Origin of the sequence: Synechococcus sp. WH 5701, from assembly GCF_000153045.1 — a bacterium.
Classification (GTDB): domain Bacteria; phylum Cyanobacteriota; class Cyanobacteriia; order PCC-6307; family Cyanobiaceae; genus Regnicoccus_A; species Regnicoccus_A antarcticus.
Genome location: NZ_CH724160.1, coordinates 311,142 through 325,390 on the forward strand (window position 1 = coordinate 311,142; position 14,249 = coordinate 325,390).

The 14,249-nt window shown below is 65.4% G+C and carries 17 protein-coding genes; 7 read left to right on the top strand and 10 right to left on the bottom strand.

The window, feature by feature from the left end; genetic code table 11:
* Positions 1–100 precede the first annotated feature (100 nt).
* Positions 101–643, bottom strand: coding sequence for a SprT family zinc-dependent metalloprotease (locus WH5701_RS11630; protein ID WP_006172585.1), 543 nt, complete (start codon positions 641–643; stop codon positions 101–103).
* A 104-nt stretch (positions 644–747) separates the two neighbouring features.
* Between WH5701_RS11630 and WH5701_RS11635 the strand changes: the two genes are divergently transcribed.
* Positions 748–1,170, top strand: a complete 423-nt coding sequence (locus tag WH5701_RS11635; RefSeq protein ID WP_037981326.1) for a hypothetical protein — start codon at positions 748–750, stop codon at positions 1,168–1,170.
* A gap of 6 nt (positions 1,171–1,176) precedes the next feature.
* On the top strand, positions 1,177–3,273 hold the full coding sequence (gene ligA, locus WH5701_RS11640; RefSeq protein WP_006172587.1) for an NAD-dependent DNA ligase LigA: 2,097 nt from the start codon (positions 1,177–1,179) through the stop codon (positions 3,271–3,273).
* A gap of 33 nt (positions 3,274–3,306) precedes the next feature.
* Here ligA and WH5701_RS11645 read toward each other — a convergent pair whose 3' ends face one another.
* On the bottom strand, positions 3,307–3,936 hold the full coding sequence (locus tag WH5701_RS11645) for a hypothetical protein (protein WP_156776731.1): 630 nt from the start codon (positions 3,934–3,936) through the stop codon (positions 3,307–3,309).
* Positions 3,937–4,492: 556 nt separating this feature from the next.
* Here WH5701_RS11645 and WH5701_RS11650 point away from each other — a divergent pair.
* The gene (locus WH5701_RS11650; RefSeq protein ID WP_006172590.1) at positions 4,493–6,322 is read left to right on the top strand and encodes a hypothetical protein; all 1,830 of its coding nucleotides are present in this window, start codon (positions 4,493–4,495) and stop codon (positions 6,320–6,322) included.
* 9 nt (positions 6,323–6,331) lie between these two features.
* On the opposite strand, the gene WH5701_RS11655 is transcribed toward WH5701_RS11650, so the two are convergent.
* The 4 genes from WH5701_RS11655 to WH5701_RS11670 all read right to left on the bottom strand — a co-directional run bounded on the left by WH5701_RS11655 (position 6,332) and on the right by WH5701_RS11670 (position 8,967).
* A complete protein-coding gene (locus WH5701_RS11655) occupies positions 6,332–6,946 on the bottom strand; it encodes a TVP38/TMEM64 family protein (RefSeq protein WP_156776733.1) in 615 nt (204 codons plus the stop codon).
* A 39-nt stretch (positions 6,947–6,985) separates the two neighbouring features.
* Positions 6,986–7,411 carry a DUF6632 domain-containing protein gene (locus WH5701_RS11660; protein WP_006172592.1) on the bottom strand — a complete coding sequence of 142 codons (426 nt, stop codon included), beginning with the start codon at positions 7,409–7,411 and terminating at the stop codon, positions 6,986–6,988.
* A 132-nt stretch (positions 7,412–7,543) separates the two neighbouring features.
* Positions 7,544–8,263 carry a molybdopterin-dependent oxidoreductase gene (locus tag WH5701_RS11665; RefSeq protein WP_006172593.1) on the bottom strand — a complete coding sequence of 240 codons (720 nt, stop codon included), beginning with the start codon at positions 8,261–8,263 and terminating at the stop codon, positions 7,544–7,546.
* 8 nt (positions 8,264–8,271) lie between these two features.
* Positions 8,272–8,967: a cytochrome b/b6 domain-containing protein gene (locus WH5701_RS11670; protein ID WP_232201881.1), complete on the bottom strand. Its 696-nt coding sequence runs from the start codon at positions 8,965–8,967 to the stop codon at positions 8,272–8,274.
* Between WH5701_RS11670 and WH5701_RS11675 the strand changes: the two genes are divergently transcribed.
* The 3 genes from WH5701_RS11675 (at position 8,966) to WH5701_RS11685 (ending at position 10,608) form a co-directional block, all read left to right on the top strand.
* Positions 8,966–9,445, top strand: a complete 480-nt coding sequence (locus tag WH5701_RS11675; protein WP_037981329.1) for a DUF1643 domain-containing protein — start codon at positions 8,966–8,968, stop codon at positions 9,443–9,445. The genes WH5701_RS11670 and WH5701_RS11675 overlap by 2 nt on opposite strands.
* A 78-nt stretch (positions 9,446–9,523) precedes the next feature.
* The gene (gene mscL, locus WH5701_RS11680; RefSeq protein ID WP_006172596.1) at positions 9,524–9,904 is read left to right on the top strand and encodes a large conductance mechanosensitive channel protein MscL; all 381 of its coding nucleotides are present in this window, start codon (positions 9,524–9,526) and stop codon (positions 9,902–9,904) included.
* A 224-nt stretch (positions 9,905–10,128) separates the two neighbouring features.
* Entirely contained in the window at positions 10,129–10,608 is a 480-nt protein-coding gene (locus tag WH5701_RS11685) for a hypothetical protein (protein WP_006172597.1), read from the top strand.
* 553 nt (positions 10,609–11,161) lie between these two features.
* Here WH5701_RS11685 and WH5701_RS11690 read toward each other — a convergent pair.
* Positions 11,162–12,436: an IS256 family transposase gene (locus tag WH5701_RS11690; RefSeq protein WP_006172598.1), complete on the bottom strand. Its 1,275-nt coding sequence runs from the start codon at positions 12,434–12,436 to the stop codon at positions 11,162–11,164.
* Positions 12,437–12,594: 158 nt separating this feature from the next.
* On the opposite strand from WH5701_RS11690, the gene WH5701_RS17705 reads away from it, so the two are divergent.
* Complete coding sequence (locus WH5701_RS17705) at positions 12,595–12,858, top strand: hypothetical protein (protein ID WP_156776734.1); 264 nt, start codon at positions 12,595–12,597, stop codon at positions 12,856–12,858.
* A 70-nt stretch (positions 12,859–12,928) separates the two neighbouring features.
* On the opposite strand, the gene WH5701_RS11695 is transcribed toward WH5701_RS17705, so the two are convergent.
* The 3 genes from WH5701_RS11695 to WH5701_RS11705 form a co-directional block, all read right to left on the bottom strand.
* Positions 12,929–13,132: a hypothetical protein gene (locus WH5701_RS11695; RefSeq protein WP_037981036.1), complete on the bottom strand. Its 204-nt coding sequence runs from the start codon at positions 13,130–13,132 to the stop codon at positions 12,929–12,931.
* 38 nt (positions 13,133–13,170) lie between these two features.
* Positions 13,171–13,845 (bottom strand): hypothetical protein, encoded by a 675-nt coding sequence (locus WH5701_RS15800; RefSeq protein WP_006172600.1) that lies wholly within the window; start codon positions 13,843–13,845, stop codon positions 13,171–13,173.
* 150 nt (positions 13,846–13,995) lie between these two features.
* The gene (locus WH5701_RS11705; protein ID WP_006172601.1) at positions 13,996–14,193 is read right to left on the bottom strand and encodes a hypothetical protein; all 198 of its coding nucleotides are present in this window, start codon (positions 14,191–14,193) and stop codon (positions 13,996–13,998) included.
* Between the last annotated feature and the right edge of the window lie 56 nt (positions 14,194–14,249).

A 14,249-nucleotide genomic window follows, 5' to 3' on the forward strand; every position in this document is an offset into this window, starting at 1 on the left:
TCCAGCGTTCTCGCCCCAGACCCAGCAAGGTGATCGAGACACCCCCTCCCTGCAGCACCCACAGAAACAGTTCCACAGGCACCGGCCGGTTGGCGGAACCCTAAGCCGCACGCGCTTCGAACACCAGGGCACAGCTGGCATCCCAGCGGCCGCCATGCAGCCGCTCGCAGCAGAGCCGGCAGGCCAGACCCCGTACCCGCCGGCGGTAGGCCGCGCTGACGCCACAGCAGGGGCAGCGGGCAATCCAGGGGGCCGACACCAGCGGCAGGGGGTAGTGGTGACGCAGGCTCACCTCGAACTCCCCCTGGACGGCGTTGATCCGGGCCATGGCAGCACGGAAATGGGGGCCGTGCACCTCCCGGGCCTGCAGCACACGGTCGATCCAGGCGTGGATCATCTCGTGGCAGAGGGTGCCCAGTGTGGCGTTGGTGGGCAGGGGGGCCAGGACTGGCCGCGAGAGAACGATTTCACAAAGGGCCGAGCCATCACGTCGGCGCCCGCGGCGGTAGAGGCCGGCCGTGCGGCTCATGCGTCCGTCGCTCCAGCGCAAATCCAGGAGGGGCCGGCCGCCCGGTGCCAGGGCGCCGCCGAAGTGTTCCCGGTCGAGGCGATGGAACAAGGGCAGCAGTGGCTCCAGAGGCATGCCGCAGACGGGTGGATCAACCGTTCACCCAGTGTGAAGGGTTCGATCCCGGGGTGGCGGGGCCGTCGGTCAGACTCTGAAACCTGAACGCGCGCATGCAGACGATGGACTGGGGTCTGGCCCAAACGATCGGCACCAAGGCCCTGCTGGCCGGAGCTGGGGCTCTGCTCCTCTACTGGACGTACACCGCCGTGCGCCTGGTGATCAGCGCCCGCGGCATCAACCCGCTGCTCAAGCAGTTCTTCACTCAGGTGGCCTCCGGCCAGATCGACGGCGCCTATCTGCTCACCACCAAGAACTACCGCTCGCACGTGAACCGGCAGCAGTTCATCCGCTTCCTGGCGGGGCTGCAGCTCAACAAGTACCGCAACCTCAAATCGGGCCGGCCGCGGCTGCAGGAGGGCCAGATCATTCTCACCGTGAAGCTCAAATCGGAAGCGAAGGACGAGTTGCCCCTGGATTTCACCTTCGTGAAGGTGGAAGACGCCTGGCGGGTGGAGCGGATCCAGAAACTGGCCGCGGCCTGAGCAACGGTGCGGGCCCTCGCCGAGGAGCTGCGGCGGCTGTTGAACCGCGCCGCCCACGCCTACTACGTGCTCGACTCCCCCGAGATGGAGGACGCGGTCTACGACCGTCTCTACCGGGAGCTGGAGCAGCTGGAGCGGCTGCACCCGGAGCTGATCAGTCCCGACAGCCCCACCCGGCGGGTGGGGGGTTCGCCGGCGGAAGGGTTTCAGGCGGTGCGGCACCGCATCGGTCTGCTCAGCCTCGAGAACGCCTTCTCGATCGAGGAGCTGGAGGCCTGGTACGGCCGCCTGCTCAAGGTGCTCGACCGCAGCGCCCCGCCCGGGGAAGCCCTGCCGGCCCTGCCGATGGTGGGTGAGCTCAAGATCGACGGGAACGCCCTGGCCCTCAGCTATGAGCACGGTCTTCTGGTGCGGGCCGCCACCCGGGGCGACGGGGAATCCGGCGAGGAGATCACCGCCAACGTGCGCACGATCCAGAGCGTGCCGCTGCGCCTGCTGCTGGAGGATCCTCCGGAGTGGGTGGAGGTGCGCGGTGAAGCCCTGATCCCCGATGGCACCTTCGCGGAGATCAACGCGGAGCGCGCCGGGCGGGGCGAGCCCCTGTTCGCCAACCCGCGCAACGCCTGCGCCGGCACCCTGCGTCAGCTCGATCCCCAGGTGGTGGCGGCGCGGCGCCTCGATTTCTTCGCCTACACCCTGCACCTGCCGGACGACTGGCGGCCCGCTCCGGGCAGCGGCGATCCAGGGAGACCGCGCAGCCAGTGGGAGAGCCTGCGCTGGCTGGCGGCCGCCGGCTTCCGGGTCAACCCGAATGCGGCCCTCTGCCCGGATCTGGCCGCCGTGGAGGCCTTCTTCGCTGCCTGGGAGCACAAGCGGCGTGACCTCCCCTATGCCACCGATGGCGTGGTGGTGAAGCTCGACGACCTGCGTCTGCAGGCCGATGCAGGCTTCACCCAGAAGGCACCGCGCTGGGCGATCGCCCTCAAGTACGCCGCCGAGGAGGCCCCCAGCCGGCTGCTGCGCCTGGTGGCCCAGGTGGGCCGCACCGGGGTGGTCACCCCGGTGGCCGAGTTCGAGCCGGTGCCACTGGCCGGCACCAGTGTCAGCCGGGCCACCCTCCACAACGCCGACCGGCTGGCCGAGCTGGACCTGCACGCCGGCGACACGATCGTGGTGCGCAAGGCCGGCGAGATCATCCCCGAAGTGGTGCGGGTGCTGGCCGAACTGCGGCCGCCGGGAGCCGCGCCGCTGCAACTGCCCAGCAGCTGCCCGGAATGCGGCTCGGCGCTGGTGCGCGAGGAGGGTGAAGCGGCCACCCGCTGCGTGAACAGCAGCTGCCCGGCAATCCTGCGCGGCGCCCTGCGCCACTGGGTGAGCAAGGGAGCCATGGATGTGGATGGACTGGGGGCCAAGCTGGTGGAGCAGCTGGTGGACCGGGGCCTGGTGCGCTCGATCGCCGATCTGTACCGCCTCGATGCGGCCCTACTGGCCAGCCTGGAGCGGATGGGGGAGACCTCGGCGGCAAATCTGGTGGAGGCCCTGGAGGCCTCGAAGCAGCAACCCTGGCACCGGCAGCTCTATGGCCTGGGCATCCACCACGTGGGAGCTGTGAACGCCAAGGCACTGGCGCGGGCCTTCCCTTCGGCTGAAACCCTGGGCATGGCCGCGGCGGAGCAGCCGGAGGTGATCACGGCGGTGTTCGGCATCGGCGGGGAGATCGCCGAATCTCTGCGCCAGTGGTTCGCCACAGCGGCCAACGGCGCGCTGCTGGCCGAGCTGCAGGCGCTGGGGATTCCCCTAGCGGCCGCCGAGAGGGAGCAAGGGGTTGAGGGAGAGGGCGGCGGCCCTGGCGGGGCCGGGCACCTGAGCGGCCAGACGTTCGTGCTCACCGGCACCCTGCCCAGCCTCAGTCGCAGCCAGGCCCAGGCCCTGATCGAGGCCGCCGGCGGCAAGGTGAGCGGCTCAGTGAGCAAGAAGACCAGCTACGTGGTGGCCGGCGCCGAAGCCGGAAGCAAGCTGACCAAGGCGGAGGCCCTCGGGGTGGCCGTGCTCGATGAGGAGGGCCTGCGGGCGCTGCTGGAGGAGCTGGAGGGGACCGCCTAGCTGGGGCCACCCGCAGGGATTGGGACAAAACGATCAGGGGGCTGGAAACAGCCGTTGCTTCAGCGCCTCCGCCAGCTGAGGGTTGCTGGCGGCCCACTCCACCAGACCGCGGTCCTGCAGATAGGCCTGCCAGTCGCCGCCATCGCTGGGGGAAGCGGCACTCCCTGCCAACGGCAACGGCTCATCCACCGGTCGGCGGGTTTCGCCCATGGCCAGCCCGCTCACCATCGCCAAGGCGATGCGCACCTGACGGGCCGGCTTCTGGTTTACGAACTCGAACTGGTGCTCGATGGTCCGCCCGTCACGGCCCTGGCCCACCACCAGGAAGCGACGTGGTCCATCCTCCCCGTCGCGCTTGGAGCCTGCCCCGCGCAGCAGCCCACCGAGCAGACCCAGCGGTGCGCTGACGTAAATCGGCACCACAAAAGCCGCCGCCGATTTCATCGTGTTCATGGTGCTGGCGCCGACCACTTCCCCCAGGCCCGGGGGATCTCCCCCCGCTCCAGTGGTGACCCAGCGGCTGATGCTTGCGGCTGGGATGAAGCCAGCCGGCCCGGCGATCCCGCGCTCATCCAAAACAATGGTGCAGGGGCTGCCACTACAGAGGGCCTGAAAAAGGGTGGCCAGCGCCGGCGTGGGGCCGATGGCGGGAGAGGCAGCCACCAGAGGCTGATGAGGCAGTGCCGTCGCCAGAGACAGAGCCGTGCCCAATGCCGCGAAACCACCGGAAGGTCCTGAAGTCACGGGGCGAGCTGGCACGGCCAGGGTTGAGCTGCCTTCATCCTCGCGCAGGCGGCGGCTGGTGCTGCCACCGGTTCCGATCGTCCCGCGGAGTTTCCGATCGCAGCAGTCCTGTGGCCTGGCTTCACTTGGACTGGCGCATGTTGATCGCCAGCCACTGCGGATGGCGGAAATAATAAAGCACCCCTAGCGCCGAGGAGCGCTCGGTGAATGTGATCGCTGCTTTTGATCAGAACTGGATGAATAGCCGCCTTGGCATTGTTTTCAGAGCAGGGAGTCCTGAGCAGCAATAAGGTGAATGAGCGAGCCAGACTCCACGAGGTTCAGGCCCTTGATGATGCCATCAGTGGTGCAGGCCATGCAGGTCAGAGCTGCACCAATTCAGATCAATCTTGAGCCCATCATAAGCTCATCTTTACCAGTCCGTAACATCCCATCGGAGAGATGGTGAGACATTCAGGTGCCCGACACCGCATCCATGGCTGCTCCTTTTCCTTCTCCTTCGCAGGGACCACTGAAGCCCGGGCGTGGCAACGGCAGCGCGGGCAAAGGGAAGCCGATCGCACCTCCGCCCCAGGAGGCACCAGCTGATCCTCTTCTCGGCCGCATCGACCTCACCCCTTACGCCATCGACGCAACACCCGGCGAGGATGGCTTGGTGGCGGAAATCAGTGCATCTCTATACATCGGCAACAAGCTCTACACGATCTCCAGCGGGGGCAGCAATCTCGTCACCCTCACCACCTGGAAAGATCCCTCAAACCCTCAATTCGTCCAGCAACTCGACCTGAGCGGGTTCTTCACTACATCGGTGGCCAGCTTCGGCAACCTGATCGCGATCGCCGCCACACCGGAGAACTACGAGGACCCTGACATCGACACACCGGAGAGCCAGATCCGCTTCTACAAGCTCAATCCTTCGGGAAAGCTCTCCAAAGTGGCTGTGGTGAGCACCGGCTTCCTCACCGATGGCATGCGCTTCAGCGCAGATGGCCGCCAGCTGTTCATTGCCAATGAGGGCCAACCCAACTCTGATTTCAGTGCTGATCCAGTCGGCAGTGTGTCCATCATCAATCTCTCGGGCCAGGGCGGCAACATCAGCTTCGAGGAAGACGAAATCATCTTCCCCGATCTCAATGCCAGCGGCGTGGACCTGTTGGGAAGCGGCATCCGCTTCAGTGGCAAGACCGGCGTCACGAGCAGCTTCGGCCAGGACGCTGAGCCCGAATACGTATCGGCCGCCGGCGGTTACCTGTTCGTGACCCTTCAGGAAAGCAACACGGTGGCCCGGATCGATCTGGCCACCAACCAGGTGGAGGCCTACATCGGCCTCGGCTGGGTGGATTACAGCCAGGTTTCGGTCGATCTGGACGACCGGGATGGTCCGCCAGCAAATGATCTGAGCTATAGCGCCATTTTCGACCCCCTCGAGGGCCAGAAGGTGGTGGGCCTTCGCATGGCCGACGGCATCGCTGCCTGGGAGCAGGGCAGCAACGTTTATTTCATCACTGCCAATGAGGGCGATGCGCGGGAGTACGACGGCTATCTCGATGAGCGACGCAACGGCTCCGGTGGGGCAAGCGCTCTCAATTATGAGTCCGTACCCGACCGCTACAAGCTGATTGTTGAGAATGCTGAGAACGATGCCCTTAGGACACAAGGCCTCGTGCTCAGCGACAAGCTTGCCGATGGGGACCCGAGTAATGATCTTGAGTTTGAACCTGCCCCTGACTCGCCATCAACCCGCACCGGCACGCCGGTGAGCTTCGGCTCCCGCAGCCTCAGCCTGTTCGACGGCCTCACCGGTGAGCTGGTCTGGGACAGCTGGATGGCCGACACCATCGAGGGCAAGGACTACAACACCAGCCTGCAGAACATCGCCCAGTTCGCCGGCATCTATGACGACGGCCGCAGCGACGACAAGGGAGTGGAGCCGGAATCGGTGGTTGTGCTCGAGTATGAGGGCCGCCGCTATGCCGTGGGTTCCATGGAGCGCACCACGGCTGGCGATAAAACGGGTGTCGCCATCGATCCGGTCACCCAGGGCGGCCTACTGGTGGTGTACGACATCACGGACGTCAATGATGTGGACTTCGTCACCTATCAGCAGGTGAGCCGCAGTCCTGAGGGGCTGGAGGTGATCCGTGCCGCCCAGAGCCCCACTGGCCGGCTGCTGCTGGGGGTGAGCGCCGAGTTCGATTCCAACTCGGTGGAATTCCTCGACTTCGGCGCCGTGCTCAACAACGGCAATGGGGCTGCCTATCTGGCCAGCACCTACGCCGATCCAATGGAGTACGCCACCCTCTGAGGGACTGAGTCACTGGCCATCGGGAGGGGGTAGCGCCCGCCGCGCCGCCCGTCCCGCCACCCATACGGAAGCCACGGTGGCCAGCACGCCGACCAGTCGCAGTGCCCAGGTGCCGGCATCGGCCTCACCATGCAGCACCTCACCGAAGCGGGCCACATCCCCCGCCAGCTCCCCGAGGGCGCAGAACAGCACTGTGCCCGGCAGGATCGCGATCAGCCCGATCACGTAGTCGCGCAGGCTCACCTCGCTGAGGCCATAGGCGAGGTTGAGCAGGCTGAAGGGGAAGGCCGGCGAGAGCCTTGTGAGCAAGACCAGCTTCAGGCCCTCCTGGCTAACGGCCCGCTCGATCGCCAGCAGCTTCGGGAAGGACCGAAGGCGGCGGCGGCTCCAGCCGCGCAGCCAGTGGCGTCCCAGCAGGAAGACGACGAGGGCCCCGAGCGATCCACCGGTGAACACGACCACGCTGCCCCAGAGCGTGCCGTAGAGCGCCCCGGCCAGCATCGAGGCCCAGACCCCCGGCAGCAGCAGGGTCACCCAGAGGGCATAGAGCGGAACGAAGGCCACCGCCCCGGCGGGAGAGCGCAGAGCCGGCAAGAGCGGCTCAAGCCAGGGGGAGAGATCCAAACCAAGGGCACCCGAGGAGCCCAACACTGGCAGGACTGGTCAGGACTCCTGGGGGCTGAGCCGGGAGGGCCGGTTCAGCAGCAGCAAAACGATGCCCACCACAACCAAGGCTGGGATGTCACCGAGCATGTTGGCCCGCTCCGACGGATCGACGAGGGCCTGCACAAGCATCACCAATCCATGGACGAGGCTCGACCAGGCCGCAAAAGCGATCAGGCTGCGGTGCTGCGCAGGCTGCCGCGAGGCCAGCAGCAGAAACACACCCAGCACCGCGAAGGTGGCCAGGATCATCTGCTCGTATTCCGCCTGGCGGGGCATCCACATGAAGCCATCGGGCCAGAGCACGGTGAGGGGGTAGAGCCCGAAGGTGTAGGTGAGGCCCACCACGATCAGAGCGATACGCAGGGGAAGGGGGCCGCCCTGCTCCGCGTTGGGTTGAAGCAGGGAGGGGTCATTCGACGGCATGAATCCAACTCCTGATTGGTACAACGACTGGATGGCGACCCTTGCAGGTCCGTTCAGCACAGCAGTGAATCCCCCAGGAGACCAGAGGCCATTCAGATGGAGGTCCCAGCATCTTCGGTCTGAGTGCCGAATTCAGAGGCCCGCGAACCATTCGTAGCCCTGGTCTTCCCAGGTGCCACGGCGTACACCCAGATCTGAAACCACCCGCAGGCGCGTGACCCACTTGCTGAGCTTGTAGCCCAGCTTGATTGGGGTGGCGAGGCGCACGGGGGCCCCATTGGCCACTGGCAGGGGCGCCCCGTTCATGGCCGTGGCCAGGAGGGTCTGGGGGTGCATGGCGGAGGCCCGGTCCCAGCTTTCGAAGTACTGATCGGCCGACTCGATCTCCACATAGCCGCCCAGGGGCGAGATCTCAGCCAGGGTGAGCACATCGGCCAGGCGCACGCCCGACCAGGCCACGATCGCCGCCCAGCCCTCCACACAGACGTGGCGCATGACCACGCCGTACTGCGGCAGGGCCGAGAGGGCCGTCAGATCGAGCTGGAGCGGCCGGCTGACCAGACCCTCCACCCGCAGCCGGTAGCTGGCCGGATCGAGGCGGGGCGTGCCGTTGAAGCTATTGATCAGCAGAGCCGCCGGGTCCACCTGATCGGGCCGGAACTCCGGCACCGGGCCGCGGCCCTGGAGCAGAACTTCGAGGCGCTGATTGAGGGGCTCGCTGGCCTGCCCCACCTGCTCGCTGAGGCCGTTGAGGGCGCAGCCACCGAGCAGCAGGCTCGAGCCGCCCGACACCCCCAGGCCCAGCAGCCGGCGGCGGGAGAACTGGGGCGAGGGATCCGGGGAGCGGGTCATGGCAAGGCTCAGGTGAACATCGAGCGCAGCAATCGCAACCCGCCTATTCGCCACGACAGCAGCACGTGTGCGATCAACAGCAGAGCGATGGCGGGGATCGTGGCGAAGTGGCACACCCGCAGGGTCTGCCAGGCGGTGACACCAAAGGCCTCACCGAACGAGAACAGACCCGAGAGCCACCAGAACTGAGCCGGCTTATACATCGCCAGGCCGGTGATCAGGCTGAAGCCCAGCAGGATCAGCATCAGGGTGTAGACCAGCCGGTGGCTGGCCAGCCGGCGCCTGGGCGCGTGGGCACTGGCCCTGATGGTGCTCAGATCACCGGTCTCCGCCAGCCGCCGGCGCCGCCGAGTGAGCAGCAGGGCCATCCAAAGGCCGAGGTTGAGGGCATAAAGCCCCATGAAGCCGAAGTGCCAGTCGCGTCCGCCGGCCAGCCAGCCGCCGAGGGTGAACAGCTCCGGAACCGTGGCGCCCTCCCGGCCGCCGAAGACCGGATTGGCGTTGTAGATCTGCAGACCACTGCCGGCCATCACCAGCAGCACCAGCAGGTTGAAGGCATGGAAGGCCCGGGTCCACCAGGGGGAATGGCGGATGGGGGCTGGCGGCGGGGCCATGGCCTGGGACATGGGGGAGGGCGGAGTCGTGAACGGGGTACCGGCGAAGCTGGCGGATGGATGGGGGAACCAACGCCAGGATGGCGCCATGGAGAGCAGCGCCGTTCTCAGCCCCTGCCGCCTCTACCGCTATGAGCTCTGGCGGCGCTGGGATGGCAGCCGGGGTGTGGTGATGATCATCGGGCTGAATCCGAGCACGGCCGATGAGGCCCACGACGATCCCACCGTGCGGCGTTGCATCACCTACGCCAGGGACTGGGGCTATGGCGGGCTCTGCCTGACCAACATGTTCGCCCTTCGCGCCACCCATCCCGCGGCCCTGAAAACGGCCACAGATCCCATCGGTTCCGATAACGACCTGCACCTGCGGACCGCGGCCCGGCTGGCCGACCTGCGTGTCGCCGCCTGGGGAGTGAACGGAGCTCACCGGGGGCGCGCCACCGCGGTTCTCTCCTCCCTCTGCAGCCTGCACTGCCTGCGTCTGAGCCGCAATGGCCACCCGATGCATCCGCTCTACCTGCCCCGTGGCCTGCGGCCGGAGCCCTGGCGGGCTTCGTTTTTCCGCTGAGCCCGTTGCTCAGACCAATGTTCGGCTGAGGAAATCAAGGCTATAACGCTTCATCAGTCTCGTCTGACTATCGCTGCCATGGCCTCACGCCGCCCCGGCCTTCTCTCGGATTTCAAGGCCTTCATCAACAAGGGCAATGTGGTGGACCTGGCGGTGGCGGTGGTGATCGGCGGCGCTTTCGGCAAGGTGGTCGACGCGGTGGTGAGCTTGGTAATGACCAGCCTGCTGGAGCCCGCGCTCAAGGCCGCCCAGGTGGAGTCGATTCAGGCCTGGCCCGCCGGGGCGGTGCTCGTGGCCTTGATCAACTTCCTGGTGATCGCCTTCGTGGTGTTCCTGATCGTGCGCGCCATCGAAGCTTCCAAGCGCAAGGAGGAGGCGGTGGCGCCCCCCGACACCCAGGCGCAGCTGGCCTCGGCGGTGACGCGGCTGGCCGAGGCGCTGGATCGCAAGGGGCTTTAGGGGCCGAGGGCCGGGGGAGACAGAGGCCCGTTGTGGGGGGTGCCCCGTGGGTCCCCATTCCATCCCGTGAATGGAGGCCAATTGATGGAAGAGACCCCCCGATCGAACGATCGGAAAGACTTCTAAGCTGGCACCCTTGAGCCGGGGAAACGAGCGCCATCGCCCGCCGTGAGCGATCCACCTCTCCAGGTGCAAACCGAGGCTTCAGGTCTGTTCCCCGCACCGTGGCAGCGCCCCCGGCGGGCCCGGAGGAGCAGCTGGTGGCGAAGCTGCGGCGGATCGAGGCCCTGTTCGCCAGGCCTGCCACTGACGGGGAGCGGGTTGCGGCCGAGCGGGCCCGCGAACGCATCCAGGTCCGCCTGCGGGAACTGGCTGCCGAGGAGCCACCGGTGGAGTTCCGCTTTTCCCTGTCCGACCAGTGGTCGCGACACCTGTTCGTGGCCCTGATGCGGCGCTACGGCATCCAGCCCTATCGGTATCGCGGCCAGCGGCGCACCACAGTGATGGCGCGACTGAGCCGCCCTTTCGTGAACGAGACGCTCTGGCCGGAATTCCTGGAGCTGCAGCAGACCCTATCGGCCTACTTCGATGCGCTCACCGACCGGGTGATCGAGCAGGTTCTGGAAGTGGAGGCCAGCGAAGCGGAGGAGCGGGCCGAGTCAGCGCAGCTGGAGCCGGTGGAGCATCAGGGGACGTTGTTGTAATACGGACCGAAGCCACAGCGGGGCTCACTCCAGATCGGCTCACTGCCCTCCGAGTCCACGCGAACACGTCGAGTCTTTCAAAGACTTACCCAGGCGGAAGCGAATCCAGCAGTCGGCCAGGATTATCAGGATCCCGACTCTTCGCCACAAAACGAGAGAAGCTATGCCATGAACTTTCACGATCGTCAGCCAGGGCCCAACAGGCAAAGGCTGGCTCAACATTCTTTATCTTGACCGGGAAGAAATAGCCATAACCCTGGGCCGCGTCCCTTTGCGTGGTGTAAATGCCGAGGCCCGAATTCCCTGATTATAGGGTAAACAGGGTGGAATGACTGGCTGTCATTCCGGAGGCGCAAGTACGCCTCGTAGATCCACGATGAATCGGGACGATTGACTTGTCAAGTCTTTCGTCAAATCGTGGATGTGTTGAGAGCGGCAGGAGTCTTCTATGCAGCCCAGGGGTTCCAGCACCGGCCCCCAGGCGGCGATCGAGGCCGCTGCGCCCTGAGGGGGCGCTGCAACCTCGACCACCTGGGGCCTGCGTGTGCCCTTCTCAGGTGCTGGAGGTCTGCAGGGCTGGGAGTGCCTCCAGATCCGTGATGGCGGCCATGCTCTCGGCGGAGAACATGCGGCGGCCCTCCAGCTGCCAGTGCTCGTGCTGCTCCAGCAGCACCGCGCCCACCAGGCGGGTGATGGCGGCATCGTTGGGGAAGATGCCGACGACGCGGGTGCGGCGTTTGATCTCCTCATTCACCCGCTCCAGCAGGTTGGTGCTCCAGACCTTGCGCCAGTGCTGCTGCGGGAAGTGGCGGAAGGCCAGCACGTCCTCCCGGGCCTCGTGCATCAGCTCAGCGGCTTTGGGAAAGCGCTCGATCAACGAGGCGGCCAGGTCATCCCAGCGGCTGAGGATCTCGCCGGCGTTCTCCTGGGCGAACACACTGCGCAGGGCAGCGGTGACCATGCCCTGGTGGGCTACTCCTGCGGAGAAGGCTGCGCCTATGGGGACGCGCTGCAACAGGTTTCTGGCGAAATGAACGCGACAGCGCTGCCAGACGCAACCCTGCAGCTGCCTGCGGATCGCCTTGGTGAGCCCCACGTGGGCGTCGGAGATCACCAGTTTGACCCCAGTGAGGCCACGCTCTACTGCTTCGCAGAAGCCTGCGGCTATGAGCGAGGCAAGGAACTCACTCCAGAAGCCCTCAGTCTCACTGTCGCCCACCTTGAGGCCCAGCAACTCCCGGCGGCCATCGACATTGACGCCCATGGCGACGACCACGGCCCGAGAGCAGACCTGCAGAGCCTTGCCGAGCCGGCCCTTGAGGTAAGTGGCATCCAGGTAGACGTAGGCGTAGCCAGACTCCTGCAGCGGCCGGCTCAGGAACGCCTGCACCTGCTGGTCGATCTCCTGGCAGATCCGGCTCACCTGCGACTTGGAGATGCCGCTCTGGGAGCCCAGCGCCCCCACCAGGGCATCGAGCTTTCGGGTGGAAACGCCGCCGATGTAGGCCTCCATGATCACGGCGTAGAGAGCCTGGTCGACCCGCCGGCGGGGCTCAAGGATCGAGGGCAGGAAGCTACCGGCCCGCAACTTGGGGATCAGCAGGTCGATGTCGCCCACCTGGGTGGTGAGGCTGCGAGACCGGTAGCCGTTGCGGTAGCCGAGCCGCTCCTCACTGCGCTCATGGAGGTCGGCACCCAGAACGGCGGCAGCCTCCAGCTCGATCAGCTGCTGCAGACCGTGCCGGGCCAGCTCGGGGATCAACTCCCCGGCTTTGCTGCCATCCAGTAGCGATGCCAGGGCAGAGGCGTCAGAATCTCGCTTGGGCATGGTTCGTCTGGTTGAGGTGGTACTCGAACCAGGGAAACGGGCCTGCCCACACCTCACATCGCCAGCCGTGGAGCCGATCGCCTGAGGAGCGTGGCTCGCAATTGCCTGTAGGTTAAAGGATTCTGTCTCCAATCTGAACAATGACGGCATCAGCACGGTTGCTGGCCATCGCAGTTATCAGCTGCGGAACACTCGCCTGCTTCCCTTATGGAGCCAGTGCGCAGAACATGGAAGACGATCTGATTATGCATTACTGCACCAATGCCGTGAATGCTGAAGTTGCCCTCTCTGGTAAACCAGCTCCAGCTGGTCTGGCCACGTACACATGTCGTTGCGTGGTCAATCAGGTGAACCAACGCGTAAGCATCAGCAATGCCAAGACAATCTGCAAGCAGCAGGCTGCCACCAAGTACGGCCTCTGATCTTTACGGAGGCTGGTCAGATCAGATAGCCTGATTCAGGCACAGGATATCCAGGGTTGTCCTGGGTTAGTCAACCCGGCTCAAGAATGACCATTGATTCAGCGATTCCCACCTGCTTGGAGTGATAATCATCACAAGCGAATGTTCCGAGCCCTTGGCCTCCGCTGTCGTTGCAGTAGTCCTCCATCGCGATTGAATCATTGGTTCCGCACGCTGTCAGGCCCAGAATGAGAACCAAGACCATCGTGGTGATGAAGCTGAACATCGCTGTCATGGGTCCCCTGCGCGAAGTATTCAATGGGTCCGGCGACCTCAAACACCTGGGCCGTAGGCCACTTGGCAGACGGCATTAAGCAGCTGAGCCTGTTGGGCCGTCTGTGGAACCTGTCCGTTCAGAAGGCCCTGCTGACAGTTGGCGGCACCGAGCAGCGGAGTGCCGTTGAACTGATAGCTGAAGCTTGCACCATAGGTTCCCACCGCCTCCACGGAGCCATAGTTCAGCTGGTAGCTGGTCTGGGGTACCACGAACACTGGTGATTGCTGCATGGCAGCGGTATTGACCAGGCTTGTGATGGCCGCGCCGGTGGCCAGGCCTGCCAGCCCCCAGGTCGTGGCGTTTGGCCCCCACCAACTCCAGGTGGCTGGGGCCCATCGATACCAGCCCGCATTCCAGGGTCTTCTGCTCCAGTAGCCCCCATTGGCCCAGCCGGGGTGCCAGCCGTTGTAGGGCCGGTTGTAGAAATTGGTATTGACATCGATGTTGCGGTTGAGATTGCCCCAGGCGGGGCGTGCTCCGGCGCCATAGAGGGGGTGGTAACCGTTGTATCCGCGGCGCCAGTCATCAACGCCCCCGCCGAAGCGGTACCCACCACCTGCAAAACCACCGAATCGGCCCCAGGCCTGGGCTGGAGATACCAGCCCGGGGCTCACCAGTACCAGTAGGGCCAGAGCAAGGGGGGCTTTGAAGGGGGAGTTCACAGGGCTCATCGCAGACGTTGATGATCAGGAACGCCGCGCCAGCCAACTCCAGCGCACCGCCTTGGTTTGGCTTGGTTGTAGCACCGGGGTAACGAGGGCGGCTGTGAAGGAAAAAGAAACGTCTTCGGAATCAATCGCATCGCGAACATTTGATATCCATCACGAGCCAATGGTGACGGTATTGGGATGCTCCTGCGCGTTGACCAAAGGGAATGCCAACCCGGTCATCAGGGTCGTGTGGCCGTGGATGAAGGTGCCGCCAGTCCAGATCAGGAACAGCCATCCGTGCCATGGGCAAAGCTGAGCGCCGTTGGCAAGCTGTTCAAGACTCTGTTGGGTCGTTGAGGGCGCCGTCATCGGATCGGTGGATTGATGTTATCTGTTTTGACGGCTTCCGGGCAAGGCATCCATCG

Coding starts and splice junctions, on each gene's coding strand:
- WH5701_RS11630 (WP_006172585.1), bottom strand. CDS start 643: ATGCCTCTGGAGCCACTGCTGCCCTTGTTCCATCGCCTCGACCGGGAA.
- WH5701_RS11635 (WP_037981326.1), top strand. CDS start 748: ATGGACTGGGGTCTGGCCCAAACGATCGGCACCAAGGCCCTGCTGGCC.
- WH5701_RS11650 (WP_006172590.1), top strand. CDS start 4,493: ATGGCTGCTCCTTTTCCTTCTCCTTCGCAGGGACCACTGAAGCCCGGG.
- WH5701_RS11660 (WP_006172592.1), bottom strand. CDS start 7,411: ATGCCGTCGAATGACCCCTCCCTGCTTCAACCCAACGCGGAGCAGGGC.
- WH5701_RS11665 (WP_006172593.1), bottom strand. CDS start 8,263: ATGACCCGCTCCCCGGATCCCTCGCCCCAGTTCTCCCGCCGCCGGCTG.
- WH5701_RS11675 (WP_037981329.1), top strand. CDS start 8,966: ATGGAGAGCAGCGCCGTTCTCAGCCCCTGCCGCCTCTACCGCTATGAG.
- WH5701_RS11670 (WP_232201881.1), bottom strand. CDS start 8,967: ATGGCGCCATCCTGGCGTTGGTTCCCCCATCCATCCGCCAGCTTCGCC.
- mscL (WP_006172596.1), top strand. CDS start 9,524: ATGGCCTCACGCCGCCCCGGCCTTCTCTCGGATTTCAAGGCCTTCATC.
- WH5701_RS11690 (WP_006172598.1), bottom strand. CDS start 12,436: ATGCCCAAGCGAGATTCTGACGCCTCTGCCCTGGCATCGCTACTGGAT.
- WH5701_RS11695 (WP_037981036.1), bottom strand. CDS start 13,132: ATGACAGCGATGTTCAGCTTCATCACCACGATGGTCTTGGTTCTCATT.
- WH5701_RS15800 (WP_006172600.1), bottom strand. CDS start 13,845: ATGAGCCCTGTGAACTCCCCCTTCAAAGCCCCCCTTGCTCTGGCCCTA.
- WH5701_RS11705 (WP_006172601.1), bottom strand. CDS start 14,193: ATGACGGCGCCCTCAACGACCCAACAGAGTCTTGAACAGCTTGCCAAC.